18 protein-coding genes are annotated in these 22,448 nt (G+C 61.8%); 9 read left to right on the forward strand and 9 right to left on the reverse strand.

All coding sequences use genetic code 11. The annotated features are described in order from the left end of the window. Nucleotides 1-76 precede the first annotated feature (76 nt). The gene (locus NCHU2750_RS24595) at nt 77-1,021 is read right to left on the reverse strand and encodes an NAD(P)-dependent oxidoreductase (protein ID WP_119944435.1); all 945 of its coding nucleotides are present in this window, start codon (nt 1,019-1,021) and stop codon (nt 77-79) included. A 379-nt stretch (nt 1,022-1,400) separates the two neighbouring features. Here NCHU2750_RS24595 and NCHU2750_RS24600 point away from each other — a divergent pair, with 379 nt between their 5' ends. Then, a complete protein-coding gene (locus tag NCHU2750_RS24600) occupies nt 1,401-2,327 on the forward strand; it encodes a dihydrodipicolinate synthase family protein (protein WP_119944436.1) in 927 nt (308 codons plus the stop codon). A 203-nt stretch (nt 2,328-2,530) separates the two neighbouring features. Here the strand turns inward: NCHU2750_RS24600 and NCHU2750_RS24605 are convergent, their stop codons facing one another. The 7 genes from NCHU2750_RS24605 to NCHU2750_RS24635 all read right to left on the reverse strand — a co-directional run bounded on the left by NCHU2750_RS24605 (nt 2,531) and on the right by NCHU2750_RS24635 (nt 11,404). Continuing rightward, complete coding sequence (locus NCHU2750_RS24605; protein ID WP_119944437.1) at nt 2,531-2,926, reverse strand: RidA family protein; 396 nt, start codon at nt 2,924-2,926, stop codon at nt 2,531-2,533. Nucleotides 2,927-2,965: 39 nt separating this feature from the next. Next, complete coding sequence (locus tag NCHU2750_RS24610; protein WP_119944438.1) at nt 2,966-4,768, reverse strand: ABC transporter ATP-binding protein; 1,803 nt, start codon at nt 4,766-4,768, stop codon at nt 2,966-2,968. A 2-nt stretch (nt 4,769-4,770) separates the two neighbouring features. After that, the gene (locus tag NCHU2750_RS24615; RefSeq protein WP_502703879.1) at nt 4,771-5,625 is read right to left on the reverse strand and encodes an ABC transporter permease; all 855 of its coding nucleotides are present in this window, start codon (nt 5,623-5,625) and stop codon (nt 4,771-4,773) included. 5 nt (nt 5,626-5,630) lie between these two features. Further along, nucleotides 5,631-6,572 carry an ABC transporter permease gene (locus NCHU2750_RS24620; protein WP_162939803.1) on the reverse strand — a complete coding sequence of 314 codons (942 nt, stop codon included), beginning with the start codon at nt 6,570-6,572 and terminating at the stop codon, nt 5,631-5,633. Nucleotides 6,573-6,707: 135 nt separating this feature from the next. Next, the gene (locus tag NCHU2750_RS24625; RefSeq protein ID WP_119944712.1) at nt 6,708-8,225 is read right to left on the reverse strand and encodes an ABC transporter substrate-binding protein; all 1,518 of its coding nucleotides are present in this window, start codon (nt 8,223-8,225) and stop codon (nt 6,708-6,710) included. Nucleotides 8,226-8,304: 79 nt separating this feature from the next. Continuing rightward, nucleotides 8,305-9,786, reverse strand: coding sequence for a M81 family metallopeptidase (locus NCHU2750_RS24630; protein ID WP_119944441.1), 1,482 nt, complete (start codon nt 9,784-9,786; stop codon nt 8,305-8,307). Between the two features lie 529 nt (nt 9,787-10,315). Then, complete coding sequence (locus NCHU2750_RS24635; protein WP_119944442.1) at nt 10,316-11,404, reverse strand: D-TA family PLP-dependent enzyme; 1,089 nt, start codon at nt 11,402-11,404, stop codon at nt 10,316-10,318. Nucleotides 11,405-11,598: 194 nt separating this feature from the next. Here NCHU2750_RS24635 and NCHU2750_RS24640 point away from each other — a divergent pair, with 194 nt between their 5' ends. Then, complete coding sequence (locus tag NCHU2750_RS24640; RefSeq protein ID WP_119944443.1) at nt 11,599-12,462, forward strand: MurR/RpiR family transcriptional regulator; 864 nt, start codon at nt 11,599-11,601, stop codon at nt 12,460-12,462. A gap of 4 nt (nt 12,463-12,466) precedes the next feature. Here the strand turns inward: NCHU2750_RS24640 and NCHU2750_RS24645 are convergent, their stop codons facing one another. Then, entirely contained in the window at nt 12,467-13,234 is a 768-nt protein-coding gene (locus tag NCHU2750_RS24645) for a GntR family transcriptional regulator (RefSeq protein WP_119944444.1), read from the reverse strand. Between the two features lie 114 nt (nt 13,235-13,348). Here NCHU2750_RS24645 and NCHU2750_RS24650 point away from each other — a divergent pair, with 114 nt between their 5' ends. The 7 genes from NCHU2750_RS24650 to NCHU2750_RS24680 all read left to right on the forward strand — a co-directional run bounded on the left by NCHU2750_RS24650 (nt 13,349) and on the right by NCHU2750_RS24680 (nt 22,314). Beyond that, entirely contained in the window at nt 13,349-14,662 is a 1,314-nt protein-coding gene (locus tag NCHU2750_RS24650; protein ID WP_119944445.1) for a M20 family metallopeptidase, read from the forward strand. 34 nt (nt 14,663-14,696) lie between these two features. Further along, nucleotides 14,697-16,247, forward strand: a complete 1,551-nt coding sequence (locus NCHU2750_RS24655; RefSeq protein ID WP_119944446.1) for an ABC transporter substrate-binding protein — start codon at nt 14,697-14,699, stop codon at nt 16,245-16,247. A 249-nt stretch (nt 16,248-16,496) separates the two neighbouring features. Beyond that, nucleotides 16,497-17,444 (forward strand): ABC transporter permease, encoded by a 948-nt coding sequence (locus tag NCHU2750_RS24660; RefSeq protein WP_119944447.1) that lies wholly within the window; start codon nt 16,497-16,499, stop codon nt 17,442-17,444. Next, a complete protein-coding gene (locus NCHU2750_RS24665; protein WP_119944448.1) occupies nt 17,437-18,261 on the forward strand; it encodes an ABC transporter permease in 825 nt (274 codons plus the stop codon). The genes NCHU2750_RS24660 and NCHU2750_RS24665 overlap by 8 nt, the downstream gene beginning before the upstream one ends. 25 nt (nt 18,262-18,286) lie before the next feature. Continuing rightward, nucleotides 18,287-19,918: a dipeptide ABC transporter ATP-binding protein gene (locus NCHU2750_RS24670; RefSeq protein WP_119944449.1), complete on the forward strand. Its 1,632-nt coding sequence runs from the start codon at nt 18,287-18,289 to the stop codon at nt 19,916-19,918. A 37-nt stretch (nt 19,919-19,955) separates the two neighbouring features. Further along, a complete protein-coding gene (locus NCHU2750_RS24675; protein WP_119944450.1) occupies nt 19,956-21,176 on the forward strand; it encodes a M20 family metallopeptidase in 1,221 nt (406 codons plus the stop codon). Nucleotide 21,177: 1 nt separating this feature from the next. Then, nucleotides 21,178-22,314 carry a M24 family metallopeptidase gene (locus tag NCHU2750_RS24680; RefSeq protein WP_119944451.1) on the forward strand — a complete coding sequence of 379 codons (1,137 nt, stop codon included), beginning with the start codon at nt 21,178-21,180 and terminating at the stop codon, nt 22,312-22,314. Nucleotides 22,315-22,448: the final 134 nt, after the last annotated feature.

The raw sequence follows: 22,448 nt of genomic DNA on the forward strand, positions 1-22,448 counted from the left end.
CCTGCCCCTTCATGCGTCAGCCTGCGATTGCCGCTCGCCACAGAGAATGGACACGACGCGCGCAATCAGCGCCCGGTCACGCCGGGCTCCAATCCATCGCCTTGAGTTCTGCAAGCACCTTGCTTGCAACCTGAAGGCCGGTATTCTCCAGAGCTTCGTCCGTCGAGCCGCCGATATGGGGCGTCAGCACGAGATTGGGGCAATCCAGCAGCACGTGATCGGCACTGATCGGCTCAGTCGTCAGCACATCGAGGGCTGCGCCGGCGATCATCCCCTCCTTGAGCGCAACGGCGAGTGCGGGCTCATCGATCAAGGCACCGCGGGCGGTATTGACCAGAAAACCGTTCGGGCCGATCAGCGCCAGACGGCGGGCATCGATCAACGGGGTCGGCTCCGGAATGCCATGCAGGGAAACGATATCGGCCCATTCGCAGAGGCTGTCGAGATCGGGCATCAATTGTATACCCTGCGATTGCAGTTCTTCGGCCGGAGTGAAACGCGACACGGTGGCTACCTGCATGCCGAAGGCTTTCGCCAATGCCGCCGTCAGCTTGGCGATATGGCCATAGCCGAACAGGCCCAGCCGACGGCCGGAAAGCTCCACCGTTCGGTGCTGCTGGCGGAAATCATGGTCACCGGTGCGCGAGGCGCGGTCGGCGCCGATCAGTTGGCGGGTACAGGCAAGCATCAGCGCGATCGTCAACTCCGCAACCGACTGGGCATTGGCACCGGGCGTATTGACCAGCGGAATTTTGCGCGCGGCAAGCGAGGGCTTGTGGATCTTGTCGGTCCCCGTGCCATGAACGCCGACCACCTTGAGATTGGGAGAAGCTTCGATCTCGCGCTGGGAAAGACCATGATTGCGGGTGATCACCGCCTCGGTGACCGCAAGATATGGTTCGAGATGCTCGAATGCCGTCGATGCGGCAACATGAACGACAAGCCCTGCTTCTTCCAGCATGCGAATGGCACTGGCGGCGATGGGCTGGACGACAAGACAGGTACAATGGGGAGTGGACATCAGGTCAGGCTTTCAGCGGCGGATCGAGGCAAAGTGTCGAGACGCGCCGCGCGGCCCCGGCAAAATCGGAAATATCCATTTGTTCGCAAAGACATGCTGGCCATCAAGAGCGAAAGGCTTGTCGATGGGGGCTCGCCATCGCACTCGTCCGGTTGATCGTCGGTATAGCAAGCCGCAAGCTGCGACAACAACCAGTCTCGCAACTCTGCCATAAAGACGTCGTGTCACGGCCACGCTGCATCCGGACCGCGGCCTGCGGGAGATTGGGGCGAGCAACATCGAGTTTGTGCTGGCTTTCCAACACGTGTCGCCGCATTTTCCCGTCTGGCCTTCAGTGACATGACCGTAGCGTAGCACTTCGCCGCCAAGAGGAAACAGCATGACCTTCAATACCAAATCGGCCGGAGTCTATGCGATTGCCGCAACTCCGTTTTTCGACGACGGATCGATCGACTTCGCGTCGGTCGACCGGCTGACGGATTTCTATCAGGAGAGCGGCTGTACCGGCATTACCATTCTCGGGATCATGGGAGAGGCGCCGAAACTCGAACCGGACGAGAGCCGCGCGATCATCAAGCGGGTGGTCGAGCGTGCGAATGTTCCCGTCATTGTCGGCGTCTCCGCACCGGGTTTTGCCGCAATGCGGTCCCTGGCCAGGAGCTCGATGGACATGGGCGCTGCCGGCGTGATGATCGCCCCGACGCCGGCACTGCGCACCGATGACCAGATCGTCAGCTATTTCGCCGGTGCGGTCGAGGCCATCGGCGACGATGTGCCTTGGGTTCTGCAGGATTATCCGCTGACCCTCAACGTCATCATGGCGCCCGGCGTGATCGCCAGGGTCATGACCAACCATCCGTCATGCATGATGCTGAAGCATGAAGACTGGCCGGGCCTCGAAAAGGTCTCCAAGCTGCGCGCCATGCAGAAATCCGGCGAACTCAGGGACTTCTCCATCCTATGCGGCAATGGCGGCCTGTTTCTCGACTTTGAACCGGAGCGTGGTGCAGACGGCGCGATGACCGGCTACGGGTTCCCCGACATGCTGACGGAACTGGTGTCGTTGTTTGCGGCTGGAAAGCGCGACGAGGCACATGATCTCTTTGACGCCCACCTGCCGCTGATCCGCTACGAACAGCAACTCGGCATTGGCCTTGCGGTGCGCAAGTATGTGCTGAAGCGTCGGGGCGTGATTGCCTCGGACGCACAGCGCAAGCCGGGCCAGATGCTGACGGCAACGGCCAGGGCCGAGGTGGATTACCTGCTTGCGCGGGTGGCAAGGCACGACAAGCGGGCGGCGCTGTAAGACGGTTTACGTTGTGGACGAGGCGACCCTGCTCCCTCCCGTCGTGCTCGGGCTTGTCCCGAGCATCTGCTGCCGTTTCGGCTTCGGTGAGGTTGCGGTTTTGGCGACGTGGTCAGATCCTCGGGACAAGCCCGAGGGTGACGAACAAAGGGGGCAACACGACCCCGGAAAAGCAGCCGGCGGAACTTCGCCGATCCTTCCGATCAATCCAGCGGCTTGTAGGCGATCACGTCCATCTCGACCTTGACGTCGACCATCATCGGCGATTCGACGGTCGAACGGGCAGGCGGATGATCGATGAAATGCTTCTGGAAGACGGCGTTGAAGCTCGAGAAATCGCGGGCGTCGTCCAGCCAGACATTGACCTTGACGACATGCTCCAGCGTGCAGTCGGCAAGCGCCAGCACCGACTTGATGTTGGCAATCACCTGCTCTGTCTGGGCAACGATGTTGCCGACGATGACTTCGCCATCGACGGTCGGAACCTGGCCCGACACATAGACGAAATCGCCGGCGCGAACGGCCTTGGCAAAGGGGCGGCGCTGGCCGCCGGCCTGCGCGTCGGCGACATCGTAGCGGATGAGTTTCTTGCTGCTCATGGGGTCGTCTTTCTATTTTAGTCGATGATGGCAGGGCGCTTAATGCGCATCCTGCACGAAATGGCCGGGCGAAACTTCCCGGTAGGTCCGCTTCGGCACAACATAATCGAAGGGCCGCACGGGGCTCTTGATCTCTTCGCTCAACGGCGGCGGTGTCTGGCCGCGGCGCGATGGATCGGGAATGGGCACGGCGGAAATCAGCCGACGGGTGTAAGGGTGCTGCGGATTGTCGAAGATCGCGGCACGCGGGCCTATCTCGACGATTTCGCCCAGGAACATCACCGCCACGCGATGGCTCATCCGCTCGACGACAGCCATGTCATGGCTGATGAACAGATAGGCGAGGCCGCGCTTTTCCTGCAGGTCGAGCAGCAGGTTGGACACCTGCGCCTTGACCGACACGTCCAGCGCCGAAACCGCTTCGTCGGCAACGATGAATTTCGGATCGAGAGCCAGCGCGCGGGCAATCGAGATGCGCTGCCGCTGGCCGCCGGAAAATTCATGCGGGTGGCGATCGGCCATGGCGGCGGAAAGCCCGACCTGTTCCAGAAGTTCGGCGACGCGCGCCTTGGCATCGCGGCGACCCATCAGGCCGTGAGCCAGGATCGGCTCGGCAATCGCGGACCCGACGGTGATGCGCGGGTTGAGCGAAGCGAACGGATCCTGGAAGATCATCTGCGAGCTACGGCGCATGCTGCGCAATTCCCGCGCGCCGGCCCTGGTCACGTCCTGTCCGTCGATGACGATCGAGCCGGCGGACGGGTTGAGCAGGCGGATGATGGCTCGGCCGGTGGTCGACTTGCCGCAACCCGATTCTCCGACCAGCGACAGGGTTTCGCCGGGGCGCAGGTCGAAGGAGACGTCTTCCACCGCATGGACACGGCCGTTCGGCAGATCGAAACGAACGGCAAGATTGTCGACCTTGAGGATCGGTTCGACGGTGCTTTCGACGGCGCTCATCTCGCGACCATCGGCAGCCTCGCCGGTCGCAGCATCCACTTCGGGGAAACGCTTCGGGGCGACCGCTGAACCCATCGTGCCGAGACGCGGGATGGAGGCAAGCAGCGCCTTGGTGTAAACGGCCTTCGGCGCGGCGAATATGTCGGCAGTCTTGCCGGTCTCGATCATGTCGCCACGGAACATCACGACGGTGCGGTCGGCGATTTCGGCGACGACGCCCATGTCATGGGTGATGAACAGCACGCCCATGTTTTCCTCGCGCTGCAATTCGCGCAGCAGGTGGAGGATTTCGGCCTGGATCGTCACGTCGAGCGCGGTGGTCGGCTCGTCGGCGATCAGCAGCTTCGGTCGACAGGCGAGCGCCATGGCGATCATCACGCGCTGGCGCATGCCGCCGGAGAACTTGTGCGGATATTCGTGCAGACGGGTCTTTGCCGCCGGAATGCGGACCCGCTCCATCAGCCGCAGAGTCTCGGCTTCGGCCTGCGCCCAAGACAGGCCGCGGTGAAGCACCAATGCTTCTGCGATCTGGTTACCGATGGTGAAGACCGGGTTGAGCGAGGTCATCGGCTCCTGGAAGATCATGCCGATCGCGCCGCCGCGCACCTTGCGCATCTCGGCCTCGCTGGCTTTCAGGAGATCCGTTCCGTCGAGCAGGATGCGACCTTCCGAGCGCGAGCGGCCGACGGGCAGAAGCCGCATGGTCGAGAGCGCCGTGACGCTCTTGCCCGAACCGCTCTCGCCGACAATGGCGACCGTTTCGCCGGCATCGACATGCAGGCTGATATCGCGGATGACGGCCTTCCAGCCATCCTGTGTCTTGAACGAGGTGGTGAGGTTCTCGACCGAGAGCACCGGCTTTTTCGTGTTTGTGTCGGTCATGATCAGCTTTCCTTGGCAAGACGCGGATCGACGAGATCGCGCAGGCCGTCGCCCAGCAATTGCAGGGAGAGAACCGAGAAGACGATGGCCAGCCCCGGAAACACCATCAGCCAGGGCGCATTGTCCATATATTCGCGCCCTGACGCCAGCATCGTGCCCCAGGTCGGCATGTCGGTGGAAACACCGACGCCGAGGAAGGACAGGCTCGCTTCGGCCAGCATCGCCGACGCGAAGACGAAGGTCGATTGCACGAGGATGGGGGAGGCAAGGTTGAGCAGCACGTGGCGGGCAAGGATCTGCCATGTCGGCAGGCCCATCGCAACGGCAGCCTCCACATAGGGCAATTCGCGCAGAACCAGCGTCGAGCCGCGGATGATACGGGCGAGACGTGGCGCATAGGTAATGCCGAGTGCAAGAATGACGGTCGTCAGCGACGGGCCGAGTGCTGCCACCAGCGCGATCGCGAGCAGGATGTCGGGGAATGACATCATCGCATCGAGAAGGCGTGAGATCGGCGCATCGAGCCGGCGGAAGAAGCCAGCAGCAACGCCGAGGATCACGCCCAATATGGTCGAGATGACGACGACGCCGAGGCTGACAAGCAGCGAGATGCGGCCGGCAAAGATGGCGCGCGAAAAGATATCGCGGCCGAATTCATCGGTGCCGAAGAAATTCGCCATCGACGGCGGCTTGAGCTTGTTGACGATCGAAAGCTTGTTGGGCGCATAGGGCGCGACCCAGGGAGCAAGGATCGCAGCCAGCACGACGACCACCAGAATGATGGCGCCGAACAGCATGGCGCGATTGCCGAAGAGGCGGCGCAGACCGGAGGCGAAAGGCATGGAGACGGAGGCCATGGTGTTCATAGGCGCACCCGGGGATCGACGAGGATATAGAGCATGTCGACGACGAAATTGATGAGGACATAGATGGCGGCCACCGCCAGCAGCGCGCCCTGGATGACCGGATAGTCGCGGCGAAGCACGGCCGAGACGACGAGGTTGCCGACACCGGGAAGACCGAAGACGGTTTCCGTGACGACCGCGCCCGCAACCAGCATGGCAATCGACAGGCCGATGACGGTGATGATCGGGATCATCGCGTTCTTCAGCGCATGTTTGAGGATGACGCGGCCTTCGCCGGCGCCCTTGGCGCGGGCGGTGCGGACATAGTCATCGCCCAGTACGTCCAGCATCGCGGCACGGGTAAAGCGCGTGATCATCGCCGAGTTGACGATGCCGAGCGCCACCGCCGGCAGGATGAGATGATACAGGCGTTCGAGGAAGGGCGTATCCGGACCGCCATAGCCGGAGGCGGGGAACCAGCCCTGGCTGACGGCAAAAATCTGGATCAGCATCAGGCCGAGCCAGAAGCTCGGCACGCTTGCCGCAACCATGGTCAGCGTCACGACGATCTGGTCGAAGATCGTGCCGCGCTTGACCGCCGAGAGGATACCGACCGGCAATGCGATCGCCACCGCAATCAGGATCGAGAAAAGCGTCAGGAAGAAGGTCGGCTCCGCCCGCGAGGCGAGCGCCGTCGTCACGGGTTGGTTGAGGAAGATCGACTGGCCGAGATCGCCATGCAATATGCCCAGAACGAACTGGCCATACTGGACGATCAGCGGCGCATCGAGCCCCATCTTGGCGCGCAGCTGCGCGATATCGGCCGGGGTCGCATCCGAGCCCAGCATCACCGCGGCAGGATCGCCGGGCGTCACGCGGACGATGATGAAGACCACCGTCACGACGAGAGCGAGCACGATAGCCATGCCCCCCAGCCGTTTCAGCAGCGCCTGTGCGATCCTTGCCATAGTCGGTTCCTGGTTCCTGTAAAGCACTTCCGCCTTTCATCGAACGGCGGAAGTGCTTTATCTTTTCGTTTCCACGCAATCCCGGAGGCAAAACCGGTACCCGGTTCTGCCGGAATTGCTTCGGCCTTACTTCTTCGGGCTCACATTCCAGAAGTGCGGCCAGTAGGTCGGATCGTAACCGGTCACGCCATTGGCGACGCCGGAGACGGAGTTGAAGTTACCGACCTTGAAGAGCGGTGCATCGTCATAGATGACGGTCTGGACACCCTCCCAGGCCTTCTTCTTGGCGTCGTCGGTCGTGGCGTCCATATAGGCTGCGACGGCCTTGGTCTTCTGGTCGGAGACGTACCAGCCCGGATAGCTGTCGGTGATCGTATTGATCGTCGTCGGGTCGCCGGGGAAGTTGGAATGGGTGATGAAGATGTCCCATGCCTTCGGGTCGGCGCGACGGGTGGTCAGCGTTGCCCAGTCGACGACCTGCATGTCGACCTTGAAGCCGGCTGCCTCGAGATAGGCCTTGGCGACCTCGCCGATCTTGTAGTGGAACTCGTACTGGCGGCTGGTCAGGAGGCGCAGCGGCGTACCATCGTAACCGGCGGCCTTCAGCAGCTTGGCAGCCGTTTCCGGGTCGCCTTCGCCGTAACGAGCAACACCGGCTTCCGTATGCCAGAACGAGCCCTTCGGGAAGATCGAGGCATCGACGCTGAAGAAGCGATCGTCGGAGAATGCAGCCAGCATCATGTCCTTCGGGTTGAGCGCTGCCTGAACGGCCTGGCGGATCTGCTTCTTGACCAGCAGACCTTCCTTCATGTTCATGTTGAGCGACGCCCAGCCATTGTCCTTGAAGATCACCGGCTTCGCGCTGCCGCTCTTCTCCACCCGCTCATAGGCGCTGACGGGAAGCGAATCGGCGAAATCGAACTGGCCGGAGATCAGGCCTTCGACGCGGGTATTGGCGTCCGGCACCGGGACGAAGCGGATTTCCTTGGCGATTGCCTCGCGCTTGCCGGCATAGTTGCTCGGCGTGCCTTCCGGCGACTTGTAGCCGTCGAAGCGGACGAGCTGGGTATACTGGTCGGGCTTGCGCTCCTTCAGCTCATAAGGTCCGGTGCCGACGAAATCGGTCAGCGTATCCTTGACGTCTTCCGACGGCATGATGACGGAGGCCTGCGAGAGCGTGGCCAGCAACGGCGCGTAACGCGACTTCAGCTTGATGACGACGGCATGCGGACCATCCTCGGTCATGCTGGCGACGATATCGGCGACCTGCTTGCCCTTCGAGTTGATCTTCATCCAGCGGCCGAGCGATGCGGTGACGTCCTTGGAATCGAAGTCGCTGCCGTCATGGAACTTCACGCCCTCGCGCAGCGGAATGCGATAGGTCAGGCCGTCTTCGGAAATCGTCGGCATCGCGGCGGCGAGCAGCGGCACGGATTTCCATTCCGCATCATAGGTATAGAGCGTCTCGTAAATGTGCTGGTCGATCATCAGCACGATATCGGTCGGCGCCTGCATCACGTCGAGGCTCGGCGGTTCGCCGATCGTCGCAACGGTCAACACCCCGTCGCTGGCCTGCGCGAGAGCCAGGCTGCTGGTGCCCGCAAGCGCCGCCAGCGTCATCAGAACAAATGCACTCTTCTTCATGGTCATCCCCTTGTCGTCTTCGGTTTTCCGTAGTCGGTTGGTCGGTGCTTACGGCCGGCTTTCCTGTCCGGCCGGAATGTCAGGCATCCAGTCCCAGCGGATCGGCCACACGCGGCCAGAGCTTGAGGCTCGCCTTGCGGTATGGCGTGGTTGCCGGATTGGTCGGATAGGAGGTCGGTGCGGCGATATAGACGATCTCGGAGGAGACCGGCTCGAAGCCCGCATAGAAATGGTTGGTCGACTTGATCAGCATGTAGGCTTTTGCCGTGAAATCGATCCCCTGGTTGGAGAAGATGTCCGGCTCGTAGGTCTGGGTGCGGCTGGTGATCAATACGATGTCGATATTGGTGCCGACCGGACGGATGACGGCGGCGCTGCCGAGCGTGACGCGCGAATTGCGAAAGCTCTGCCAGCCGGCATCGAAGACCTTCTGCACGGTGACGCGCAGGTCCAGCGGATCGCCGCCCTCCGGGCTCGACTTGCCGCCGACGCGCAGCGAGATCTCGGCACCCTCACCGGCTGCATGGCAGAAGCTGACGGCGATCGGGTCCCAGATCGTGGCAACGGCGAAATCGTCCATGCCGCGTTCCATCATCCGGCGAAGGATATAGGTGGCATCACCGGCCACGCCGCCGCCGGGATTGTCCCAGACATCGGCAATCGTCACCGGCTTTTCCGGATGTGCGGCGCGGACGGCGACCGCCCGGTCGAGGCCTGCCTCGGTATCGAACATCGGCATCGCTGTCGTCTTGCGCAGGCCGTATAGTTCGCGGCCCAGCTTGGCCGCCAGCTCGTCGCCCTTAGTCTTGTCGTTATCGGTGACGACGACGATGCGGGTGCCCATGTCGGGAACGTCGCCGGCCATGAAGCCATGGATGACGGAGGCAGACAGGATACCGTCATGACCCTCCATCGCCTTCATCCGATCGACGAAGGAGCGCATCGGCTCGCGGCTGGTCGGGAAAATGGTGATCATCCGGCAATCGAAGGTGGAGATGACCGGCTTGATCTTTCCGCGCAACGCCTGGAGCGCGAGTTCGACCACATGCTCGCCGCGCTGTTCGAAATCCGTATGCGGGAATTCGAGGAAGGCAGCCATGATGTCGAGATTGGCGACGCGCAGGGCCGTCAGGTGGCTATGCGGATCGAACTCGGCGGCAATCAGCACATCCGGACCGACCATCTCGCGAACCCGGGAGAGGAAATCGCCTTCGGGATCGTCATAGCCCTGGGCCACCATAGCGCCATGCAGACCGAGCACGACGCCATCGACCGGCATGGCAGCCTTCAGTTCCGCAAGAATCTGGTCGCGCAGCGTCTCATAGGTCTGGCGCTGGATAAGGCCGGCAGGCTCCGCCCAGCAGGACGTGCCTTCGATGACGGTAAAACCCTCCGCCTTGCCGCGACGGCGCAGGATCGGAACGACCGAGGAGCACAAGGTCGGCGTCTCGGGATGCTCGCCCGGCCCGGCATAGAACGCCGCCTTGAAGGCGTTCATGTCGGTCGGGACAGGAGAAAAGGTGTTCGTTTCCGTTGCCAACGAGGCCGTGAAGATGCGCATGTCTTTTGTCCGAATACACGCCGGCCGGCGGGCTCCCGCCACAGGAAGCCCGATACCGTCGCCATGTTGTGCTGATCTGAAATTCCTGGCCGGTGCAGCCTAGGCAACCACCACTTCAGTGATCGTCACGGCGCTCCCGGATAATCCGATTTCCCGTTTCTCTTAGTTCACCCATTCACCGTTTCGGTGTAATTTATTTTCTTCATAATGCGTCAAAATCCCTAAAAGTCAATGGATTTTCAGATTTTGTCCAAATTCTTGTAATTTATTTTCTAAACCGCACGAAAGCGGGAATATTTTCACGCCCGCCTGCTCTTGCCGATCTGGCTGCAAGATCCCTTGGCGCCCTATTGCATTTTGAAATCAACCCCTTCCAAAACATCAGACGCCGCAAGCCGCCAGCGCGGGAGATGTGCAGACATGAAAAAGGCGCCTGCATGAGGCGCCTTTTTTTCATGGGATTGTGCAGGCCGGTACCCGGCAGACCCGTTCCACCGGCACAGCGCGATAAAAATTTTCAGGACAAGCGCTACCAGACGGTGCCGCGTGCATCGACCTTCTCAACGCGGGTGACGATGCCGCCGCGGTGAAAGACCATCCGGTCGAAGAGGTTGGTCACCACACATGTGTGGTTCGGCACGACCTTGACCGTAGCGCCAATCTTCGGGAACGGCGTCGTGCAGGCGGAAATATCCACGACCGCGTGTTCTTCAGACAAAGAGACGATACGGGCACCGTCGAAACCGGCAATCGCGCCATAATCGGTAAAGCCTAGAAGGTCCGATGTCAGCGCCTTGGAGCCGCTGTCCAGTACAGCGCGATCCGGGGCAGGGCGCGAGACAACTGTCGCCAGGATATGCATGGCGAGATCGTCATTGGTGCAATGGCCGGCACGCACCATGCTGCGGTCGTTATAGACATAGGTGCCGGCACGGTGCTCGGTGGCCGACGGCACGAGATGGGCAAAGAACAGGTCCGGCGAACCGCCGCTCGAGCGGACCGGGCAATCCATTCCCTTGTCAGTCAGAAGCGCAATAGTACGGGCCATGAAGGCCTCGACCTGTTCGGCGCCGCCGACGGCAGGATAGGTCATGATGCCGCCGAAGCGGAGACCGGGAGCGGCTGCGATCTTCCCGGCAAGTGCCACGGCCGCTTCCGGGCTCTGCACGCCGCAGCGCTTGGCGCCGGTATCGCATTCGACCAGAACCGTCAGCGGCCGGGAAGCGTCGAAGGTCGCGGCAAGCCCCGTGACGGTGGTTTCGCTGTCAGCGACGACGGCAAGCTTTGCCACGCGCGCGTTGAGCGCCTTCAGGCGCGCAAGCTTGGCGGCTCCGAGAATATTGTAGGTGATCAGGATGTCGTCGAAACCGGCATCGGCGAAGACTTCCGCTTCGGTGACCTTCTGGCAGTTCAGACCGACCGCACCTGCCTCGACCTGCTGGCGGGCGACCGCTGCGATCTTGTGGGTCTTGATATGCGGGCGAAACGCCTTGCCGTGGCTGTCGCAATAGGCCTGCACGCGGGCGATGTTGGCGGCCAGCCGATCCTCGTCGATGACCGGCATCGGGGTTGCGACCTGTTCGAGCGACGTGCCGGTTTCGGGCCACGGATAATTCATCGATAAAGACCTCGTTGGAAAGATGCGCCGACAGTCACAGATGCTGCAGCACGGGGAAAGGTTGCTTTTATTTTCGCGATCAAGGCAAGTTTCGTTGATGCTGGCCGGCATTATGCTATCAAATTACGCTACGGTGAAATTCATTTTCACAGGCCGATGCATTTTTCTCGCATGCCGCCCAAGGAGAAGACCGGATGGACCTGTTTCACGCCCTTTCCGACGAAGACGGCAGGCTTTCGGGCCTTGAGGCGAAACTCGCCCAGTTCGCGCTTGAGAATGTGGATTTCGTCGTCAATTCGTCGATCATCGAACTGGCCGAGCGGGCCGGCGTGTCGCCGCCGACAGTCACCCGCTTCTGCCGAAGGCTCGGATGCCAGGGTTATTCGGACTTCAAGGTGCAGCTTGCCAAGATGGCCTATGTCGGCCTGCGCTACCTCAAACCCGAAGCGCCGACCGCCACGGCCGAGGAAGTGGCCCATGACATCATATCGAAGGCGCAGAACGCGCTCTTCGAGGTCCATCGCCAACTGGACCTGAAGGTGATCGAAAAGGCAGCGAATATCCTCAGAGCCGCCGATTTCATCCAGGCCTTCGGCGCCAGCGGCAACTCGGCGATGATCGTCCACGAGTTGCACAATCGCCTGTTTCGCCTCGGCTGCCCGATCAATGCCTCGAACGATCACGGAATGAACCTGATGATTTCGGCGGCGGCCCAACCCGGCACGGTCGTCTTCGGTTCATCATTCACCGGTCGCGACACGGGGCTTGTTCATTGCCTCGAACTGCTGAAGGAACGCGCCATTCCGACAATCGTGATGACCCAGGCCGGCTCGCCCGTGGCGGATGCGGCGGACCTTGTGATCGCCATCGAGATGCCGGAGGGCAAGAATATCTTCCGGCCGACCTCGACCCGCTATGCCTATCTGGCGGCGATCGACATCCTTGCCAACATGGTGGCCTATGCCGATCGCAACCGGGCCTTGAAGCCGCTACGCGCCATCAAGGAGGAGTTGGTGCGACATCGCGACGGCGATGATCGCCAATTGCTCGGCGACTGAACGATTATTGGACCTCATTGACGTAACGGTGGTTGGCGGTCGTCGCACGGTGCGCCGAGATCAATACGGGCACGGCCATCTGGTCATACGCGACCTCGTCGATCGTCAGCATTGCGGCAGGAAGCGTCACACCTAGCCAACGGACGTCGATATCCGTCGCAAGATCGGCACCGATCTGCTCTCGGATGGCCGAAATGCGGATGCCGTAATTCTCAAGCAGATGGAGATAGAAAAGCGGCGGAATATCTTCCTTGCTGTCGGGAAAATCGGGCACGCGCTCAAGCGGCAGCGTCAGCGTTTCATGCATGATCGGCTTGTCGTCGACGCTGCGATAGCGATGAAAACGCACGACTGGCGCGCCCTTCTCGATCTGGAGCTTTACCGCGTCATCGGCGGATGCTGATCCGGCCCGGTTGAGCGAGGTGACCGTCGTTACCGACTTGCTCAGCGATCCGTCGAGCCCATGCAGACGGAAATACTGGAAGAAGAGCCTAAGCGAATGCTGCGGCTTGCGGCCGGTAACGACAGTGCCGGTCTTGCGCCGGCGGCTCAAAAGCCCGTCATTGGTCAGGTCCATCAGCGCCCGACGAATGGTGCCGACCGCGACCCCGTAGGTCTGCGACAGAGCCACTTCACTCGGCAGGACCGTACCGGGTTCCAATTTGCCAAGCATGATGGCCTCGGTCAGCTGTCTCTTGACCACTTCATAAAGGGGCAGAGAAAGTTCGCCAGGCTTTCCAGCATCTGATGATATATTAGGCAATTCCGGCAATTATTTGCCTCTTCTTTGGAGTTGACTCATCATGTCGATCTACGCAGTATTACTATATAGTTTATATTAAAGCGCAAGCTGGGGAGGCCGGCGCTTGGGTGCCGAGGTAACGCCATGACCAACCAACCGCCGATCCGGCAAGACACGCTGACGTCTGCCATGGCAGCGATTGAGCGCGATGTCGAGATCGCGGTCCAGGATTTGGCACGCATGGTCTCGGTCGATACATCCTTTCCTCCTGGGGAAGGCTATGGCCCCTTCGCCGATCTGATGACAAACCTGCTTGCCCCTCTGGGCTTTGATTTCAAGCGCGTCACGCTGCCGCGCGAGCTTTGGCATGTCGAAGGCGGCCCGGCATCCGGCGAGCGGGTCAATCTCGTCGCGAGCCGCCAAACGGGCAAACCGGTCTGCGGCCTGTATTACCACGTCGATACCGTACCGGTCGCCCCCGGCTGGACCCGCGATCCGCTGTCGCTGACGGTGGAAGGCGACAAACTCTACGGCCTTGGTGCAGCCGATATGAAGGGCACGATCGCCGCAACCCTGCTGGCGCTGAGAGCCGCAAAGGGCTGCGGCGTGCCGCTCGCCTATGATCCCATGCTGCTTCTTTGCACCGATGAGGAAGGCGGGCTCTATCCCGGCATCCGTTATCTTGCTGAACAGGGCATGTTGAAGGGCCATATCCTCAATTTCAACGGCTCTGCCGCACCGCGCATCTGGGCCGGCTGTTTCGGCATCTTCAATCTGCAGGTCACGATTACCGGCCATGCGGTTCATGCGGGCGAGGGCAACCGGACCGGCGCCGGCGTCAATGCCATCGAAGGTGCGCTGCCGGTGCTCAATGCACTCGCCGCCCTGAAGCCAGAAGTGGCCAAGCGAGCATCGAAGCTTGCCCCGCCGCCGCATGCCTCCGGTCCGCTTCAACCGTCACTGACCATTGCCGCCGTCAACGGCGGCACGGCGGGTGGCCAGGTGCCGGCCGAACTCAAGATCCTCGTCTCCCGCCGTTACGCCCCGGAAGAAAATTACGACGAAGCCCGCGCCGAAATCGAGGCTGCGATCGGCAGCGCCATCGCCGGCAGCGACCTGAAGCTCGCAATCGATCTCGTCGGCCACCTGATCCCGACCGACGATCCTGACGGACCGCACTGGCCGCGCTGGCAGCAGGCGCTGTCGGAAGGCTTCGGTTACAGACCGGAAGACTTCCGCAAATGGGGCGCGGCGAGCTGCTCGGACTTCGGCTACGTCCAGAAGGCCGGTTTCGGCCCCGAAATTCTGCTCGGCGGCCTCGGACGGCCGGAAAGCTGCATTCACAGCCCGGAAGAGCATACGACCCGGCAGGATATCATCAAGCTCGCCAAGAGCATCCTCGCCTATCTCGCAGCCGACTTTGCCGCGGACGCGATCCCCGAAACACGCCATTCCTGAAACCAGACATCCAGACTATCGAAGGGAACACGACATGCTGGAAATGAAACGCCGCCTCTTCCTGGCCGGCACAGCCGCAATCTTCGCCGCCCCCGCACTTGGGTTCGCAGAGGCCGCTACGCCCAAGAAGGGCGGCACGCTGAAGGTTTCCGTCGACCAGGCAGCCAGCGTCATTCATCCGCTCCTGACCCGCGTCAACCCGGAATACCTGGTGACCGAATTGCTCTACAGCAACCTGACGCGCCTGAAGGTCGACATGTCGATCGAGCCGGATCTCGCCGAAAGCTGGAGCGCCAATGGCGATCTGACGGAATGGACGTTCAAGCTGCGCAAGGGCGTCACCTTCCACGACGGCTCCGCCTTCACCGCCAAGGACGTCGTCGCCACCTTCAAGGCGATCCTCGACCCGGCAACCGCATCGCCCGGCCGCAACAATGTCGGCCCGATCGCCGATATCGTCGCCGTCGATGATGTAACCGTGCTGTTCAAGCTTTCCAGCGCCTATGCCGACATGCCGGTTGCCATGGCCTACACCAATGCCCGCATCATCCCGGCCGCGATTGCCACCGGCGACCTGAAGAGCCTGTCGACCAAGGCTGTCGGCACCGGCCCGTTCAAGCTCGTTTCCTACGAGCCGGATCGCCTGATCGTCGTCGAGCGCAACGAGAAGTACTACGATCCGGCCCGTCCCTATGTCGACCGCATCGAAGTGCAGGTCTTCCCGGATACGTCGGCTGAAAGCTCGGCTCTCCTCGCCGGCGATATCGACATCATCTCCACCATCCAGCCGCCGGAATTCATGCGCGTCGATGGCAATGACGGCATTACCACGCTGCGCACCCCGTCGGGCCAGTTCTGCAACATCAATTTCGGCTGCGACACCGCACCGTTCAACGATGCCCGCGTCCGCCGCGCCATTGCACTCACCGTCGACCGCGAAGCCATGGTCGGTTTCGTCACCGAAGGTTTCGGCACCACCGGCAACGACACGCCGCTCAACTCGTCCTACCAGTTCTTCAAGCAGGTCAAGCAGCGCGAGAAGAATATCGAGGAAGCCAAGAAGCTTCTGGCCGAGGCCGGCCATGCCGATGGCCTGGAGCTGACGCTGATCGCCTCCGACCGCCCGGCCGTTCGCACCCAGCTCGCCGTCGCCATGCGCGAAATGGCCAAGGAAGCCGGCATCACCATCAACGTCCAGACCATGCCGCATGCGACCTATCTTGACCAGGTGTGGAAGAAGGGCTCGTTCTATGTCGGCTTCTACAACATGCAGCCGACCCCGGATGGCATCTTCAAGCTGCTCTACACGTCCGACGCAGCCTGGAACGAGACGCGCTGGAACAACAAGGATTTCGATGCGCTGGTAGCACAGGCCCGTGGCACCGCCGACGAAGCCAAGCGCACCGAGCTCTACACCAAGGCACAGGAGATCATGAACGAGGACGTTCCCTCGATCATCCCGTCCTTCTTCGACGTTCTGGCCGCCAAGCGCAGCTGGGTCGAAGGGTTCGAAGCGCATCCGCGCGCATCGGTCTATCGCCTCGACTACGCCTCGCTCACCGACAAGGCACCGAAGCGCGGCTGAACATACTGAACGTCAGACGCTTTTCGGGCGGCTAATGTCATGTGCATGAAGGCCCCTCCCACCCCTCCCCACAAGGGGGAGGGCTTAACCTAGCCGCACCGCCCAACCTCAAATCGAGGCGAAGCGGATGCCGCAGGTCTTCTCCCCCCTTGTGGGGGAGATGGCCGGCAGGCCAGAGGGGGACTTTGTTACATGTCACTATCTTGCCACCCGCCGAGCGTCCGGCCCACTTGACCAAGGAACACGCCCCTGTCTCCGAACTACATAGCCAAGCGGCTGGTGATGATCGTCTACACGCTCCTTGTCGTGTCGCTCATCGTCTTCGCCATCACCCAGATCCTGCCTGCCGATGCCGCCGTCATGATGCTCGGCGAAAACGCCACCAAGGAAGCGCTCGATGCGCTGCGCCAGACCATGGGGCTCGACCAGCCGATCTGGCAGCAATATGCGACATGGCTCTGGCATCTGCTGCATGGTGATCTCGGCACGTCACTGCGCACCGGCCAGCCGATCGGCCCGGTCATGTTCGAGGCGCTCGGCCGTTCGCTGCTGCTCGCCGTCCTGTCGATCGGCCTGATGCTGGTGCTGGCCATCCCACTCGGCATCATCGCCGCCATTCGCCGCGGCAAGATCGCCGACATGGTGGTGAGCCTGATTTCCTATGCCGGCGTGGCACTGCCCGAATTCGTCACCGCCACCATTGCCGTTCTGCTCTTCGCCGACTGGATGAAATGGCTGCCTCCGACCGGCTATGTGCCGCTGACGGAGGATTTCGCCGAAGGGATCGCCCATCTCGTCCTGCCCGTCTGCGTCATCTCGATCATCCTGATCGCCCACGTTTCCCGCATGGTGCGCTCCGAACTCGTCGATGTGCTGCATACGGATTACATCCGTGCCGCGAGGCTGAAAGGCATGTCGCGCGGGCACGTGCTACGCCGTCACGCACTGCGCAATGCACTTTTGCCGACCATCACCATCGTTGCGCTCGATGTCGGTTATCTTCTCGGCGGCGTTATCGTCGTGGAAGAAATCTTCGCCATTCCCGGTATCGGCCGCCAACTGATCGTCGCCATACAGGCGCGCGATCTGCCCGCCATCCAGGCCGGCGTGCTGATCATGGCCGCCACCTATTCGATCGTCAATTTCATTGCCGACATCCTCTACGCCTGGCTCGACAAGAGGATCCAGTATGACTGAGTTTTTGAAACGCCTCCTGAAGACCCCGCAGGGCGCCATCGGCACCGTACTTGTCGTGCTGGTCCTCTTCATCGTCATCTTCGGCCCGATGGTCGCGCCGCATGATCCGGAAGCCATCTCGCCGCTCGCCCGCTACAAGGGACCAAGTGCTGCCTACTGGCTCGGCACCGATCAATATGGCCGCGACATCTTCAGCCGCCTGCTGATCGGGGCCCGCGCCACCGTCGTCATGGCGGTTCTCGCAACGATCGCCGGCACGCTGGTCGGTGCGCTGATTGGCACCGCATCCGCCTTTCTCGGCGGCCGCGCCGACGAACTGATCATGCGCACGATCGATGCGGTCATGTCGATCCCGAGCCTGCTGTTCGCGCTGCTCGTGGTCAATCTGCTCGGTTCCAGCACGATCAACGCGCTGATCGCTGTTGCCATCGCGTTCGCGCCCGGCATGGCCCGCATCACCCGCAGCGTGGCACTTTCGGTTCGCAAACAGGATTATGTGAATGCGGCAATCGCCCGCGGCGAAAGCTCGAGCTACATCATCCGCCGCGAAATGCTGCCGAACGTGATCGCGCCGATCATCGTCGAGACGACGATCCGCGTATCCTTCGCCGTCATGCTGTTTGCCACGTTGAGCTTCCTCGGTCTCGGCGCCCAGCCGCCAGCGGCCGAATGGGGCCTGATGATCTCGGAGGCACGTCGCTACATGCATATGTCGGCCGGCATCCTGATTTGGCCAAGCGTGGCAATCGCTATTGTCGCGATCGGCTTCAACCTTCTGGGCGACGGATTGCGCGATGCCCTCAATCCGCGGACCTGAGGTGGCGCCCATCATGAAAACAGACATGACCAACACGGATAACCAGCCGGTCCTTTCAATCGAGAACTATTCGCTGGATTACCAGACGGCGAATGGCCCCTACCACGCGCTGAAGGCGATCGATCTTGCCATTCATCGCGGCGAGATCCTCGGCCTTGTCGGCGAGAGCGGCTCGGGCAAGACCTCGCTCGCCTGGTCGATCATGCGCTACCTGCCGAAGAATGCCCGCGAGCCGGGTGGCAAAATCCTGCTCGGTGGCGACAATCTGCTGGATCGGTCGGAACGCGAGATGGAAGCCATCCGCGGCCGGCGCATCAGCATGGTTTTTCAGGACCCGAGTACCTCGCTCAACCCGACCTTGTCGCTGGGCACCCAATTGGCCGAAGTCCTCGTCCGCCATCGCGGCCTGACCCGCCAGCAGGCCTGGAAGGAAGGCGAGGAGCGGCTTGCCCATGTAGGGCTGAAGACGCCGGCGCAGATGATGCACCGCATGCCGCACGAGGTCTCCGGCGGTGAAAAGCAGCGCGTCGTCATCGCCTCGGCTTTCGCCTGTAATCCGGAATGCATCATCTTCGACGAACCGACCACCGCGCTCGATGTGATCACCTCCCGGCAGATCCTCGACCTCTTCGTCGAATTGCAGGCGGAGACCGGCGTCGCCTCGCTCTATATTTCCCATGACCTGGCTCTGGTTGCCCGCACGGCAAGCCGCGTGGCCGTGATCAAGCGCGGCGACATTGTCGAACAGGGTGGCGTGAAGGGGATTTTCACCAACCCGCAGCAGGACTACACGAAGGAACTGATCGCGGCCGTCCCCGATCCGGCCCACCGACTGGTGAAGGATGACGTGACCGTTGCGGACAGACCATTGGTGAAGGTCGAGAATGTCAGCGTGCATTTCGGCCGCAAGCCATTCCTCGCGGCTCTCACCGGCAGGAAGACCGAACGGGTCACCGGCAACAACGCCATCAGCCTCAGCGTCAATCCCGGAGAGATCCTCGGCATTGTCGGCGAAAGCGGCTCGGGCAAGTCGACGCTTGCCAAGGCGATGACCGGCCTCAACCGGTTCGAAGGCAAGATCTGGTTCGACGGGCGCGAGATCAAAAACCTCGGCGATATGGACAATGCCTATCGCAAGGATGTGCAGATCATCTTCCAGCACCCGGATGCCTCGCTCAATCCGCGGCAGAAGATTTCCGAAATCCTGTCGCGGCCGCTGAAGCTGTTCGGCGACGGCTCCAATCTGGAAAAGCAGATCGGCGACATGCTGGAACAGGTTCGCCTGCCGCGCACCCATGCCAACCGCTATCCTCACCAGTTGTCGGGCGGCGAGAAGCAGCGTGTGGCGATTGCCCGCGCCTTCGCGTCGAAGCCGAAGCTCGTCATTTGCGATGAGATCACCTCGGCGCTCGACGTTTCGGTGCAGGCCTCCGTCGTGGAGCTTCTGCTCGACCTGCAGAAGGCGAGCGGCACGGCTTACCTCTTCATCACCCATGATCTCAACCTGATCCGCCAGATCGCCCACCGGATTGCCGTCATGTACCGCGGCGACCTGATCGAGGTGGTGAAGGCAGATGAGATCGATAGCCCTGATCGGGCCGACTATACCCGCCGGCTGATCGAGGCGGTGCCACGCGCCGCCGCCAAATTTCAATGACCAAAATGCCAGTGACAATGCACCAAGGAGCATGACAATGGACCCGAAGTCCCTATTGGACCGGATCGACGAAAAGGCCTGCCTCGATTTCCTGTCGAAAATGGTCCAGCACAAGAGCCATTCGGAAACCGAAGGCGAGAAGGATCTCGCCCGCTGGATGGCCAAGGAGCTTGAGAAGATCGGCGTCGAGGCCGAGCTGCAGGCTTTCGACGAAGGCCGCCGCTTCAACACGATCGGCCGCCTGAAGGGCCAGGGCGGAGCCAAAAGCCTGCTGTTCAACGGCCATCTCGACACCAATCCGGTGACCGAGGGCTGGACGGTCGACCCTTACGCCGGTCTCGTCGACGACAAGTTCATCTATGGTATCGGCGTTTCCAACATGAAGGCCGGTGACGCCGCCTATTTCTGCGCGGTCAAGACGCTGCTGGAAGCCGGTGTGAAGCTGAAAGGCGACGTGACGCTGACCTTCGTCGTCGGCGAATTGCAAGGTGGCGTCGGCACGCTGGCAGCGATCAAGAGCGGCGTGAAGGCCGACTATTTCATCAACAGCGAGCCGAGCGACCTCGTAGCGGTCACCATGCATGCGGCGGCGCTGAGCTATGTCATCGAGCTGACCGGTGACACGCGCCACCTGTCGAAGCGCGAGGAATCCGTCGATGCGATCGCAGCTGCCTGCGATATCATTCCGCGCATCAATGCGATGACCTTCAGCGGCGCGCGCAGCGACGTGCATCGTTCGATCAACCGCGGCCATGTCGGCGTCGTGCACGGCGCACTCGGTCGTGACCTGGAAGAATGGCGTCCGCCGCAGGTGGCCGACTTCGTCCGCCTCAAGGGCTCGTGCCGCTATGCTCCGGGCCAGACCCAGGAAGGCGTTCTCGCCGACCTCGACCGCGAACTGCGTGCGCTGGAAACCCGTTTCCCCGGCCTGAAGGCAAAGCTCGTCCCGGAAAAGATCGACGGCCGTCCGCTGATGCCGCCCTTCGAGGTTTCGCCGGAAAGCCGCATCGTTAAGTCGATCAATGCCGCCTATGAAGCGGTGCGCGGTGAAAAGCAGCCGACCGGTGCGATCACCCCGACGCGCTTCTACGGCACGGATGCCGGCCATCTCTATCATGAGCTCGGCATGGAAGGCATCGTCTGCGGTCCGGGCGGTCGCTACAACACCATGCCTGACGAGCGCGTCGACATCATCGACTTCCTCGACATGATCCGCGTCTACATGCTGACCATAATCGACATCTGCGAGGTCGCCTGAAATGTTTTCCCGGGCGGATTATGATCGTCGTATCGCTCTCGCCCGGAACGCCATGGCGTCTTCCGGCCCCGAGGGTGGCGTAGACTTGCTGCTCGTCGACAGTGGCGAGCTGCTGGCCTGGCTTACGGGCTATACTGTCTCCGAAACCATGTATCGCGCGGCCTTCCTGCCGCGCGAGGGCGGCGCCTGGTTCACCTTGCGCGCACTCGATGAAGCCCCGTGCCGCGAGAAGAGCTGGATTACCGACGTGACCGGCTTTGCCGATACCGATGAGGCACAGGCGGCCGTTGCCAGGAGCATCCTCGACCACGGTTTCGGCAAGGCCCGGATCGGTCTCGACACCAATTCCTACAGCCTGAGCGCGGCGACCTTCATGCGGCTGACTCAGCTCCTGCCCGAAGCAACATTCGTCCCCATGTCGGGCCTGAGCGACAGCCTGCGCTGGGTGAAATCCGCCGAAGAGATCGCCGTGCTTGCCCAGGCCTCCGCTATTGCCGACAAGGCCATGGCCGAGATCGCAAGGAACGCGAAGCCCGGCATCACCACGCGGGATGCAGCGGCAATCGCCTCCGGTGTATTCTTGCGGGAAGGGGCCGATACGGGTGAGGTGGGGCCGATCGTCAAGGCTTCCGGCAGCCATGAATTCCTCCACGGCGCGTTCAAGACCGAGGCGATCGAGGAGGGCGACGTTCTGCATGTCGAACTCATTCCACGCGTCGGCAATTACGGTGCGCGGATGATGCGGCCAATCGTTGTTGGAAGGCCGTCCGCAGAACTTGCGGCAACGGCCGAAAAACTGGTCGAGTTGCAGGATCACCAGATTGCGGCCATGAAGCCGGGCGCGATCGCAAGCGATGTCGATGCGATCATGCGGCAGGGCGCACTCGATGCCGGGCTTCGCCCGGTCTATGACAACGTCACCGCCTACACGCTCGGCCTCTATACCCGCACGCCGCGCACAAGCGATTTTTCCGGCACCTTCCTGCCGACATCCAACTGGGCGCTCGAAGAAGGCATGGTCTTCCATCTCTACGCGACGGCGAAGGGCCTCGGCTTCAGCGAAACGGTGGTCGTCGGCGAGAATGGTGGTATCCGCCTCACCACAACGCCACGCATCATCCTGTCAGCCGCGCTGTAGTCTTCGATAGATCTCCGCAACCAGGTTGGCGATCGGAGCCGTCGCGCTCCAATCGTAGGACGGGCTGAGCCTGCCATTTCTCCGTTTCACGCAAAAACGGCCGGATCCATGGAGGATCCAGCCGTTTTTTCCTT

The sequence above is a fragment of the Neorhizobium sp. NCHU2750 genome (assembly GCF_003597675.1).
Classification (GTDB): Bacteria; Pseudomonadota; Alphaproteobacteria; order Rhizobiales; family Rhizobiaceae; genus Neorhizobium.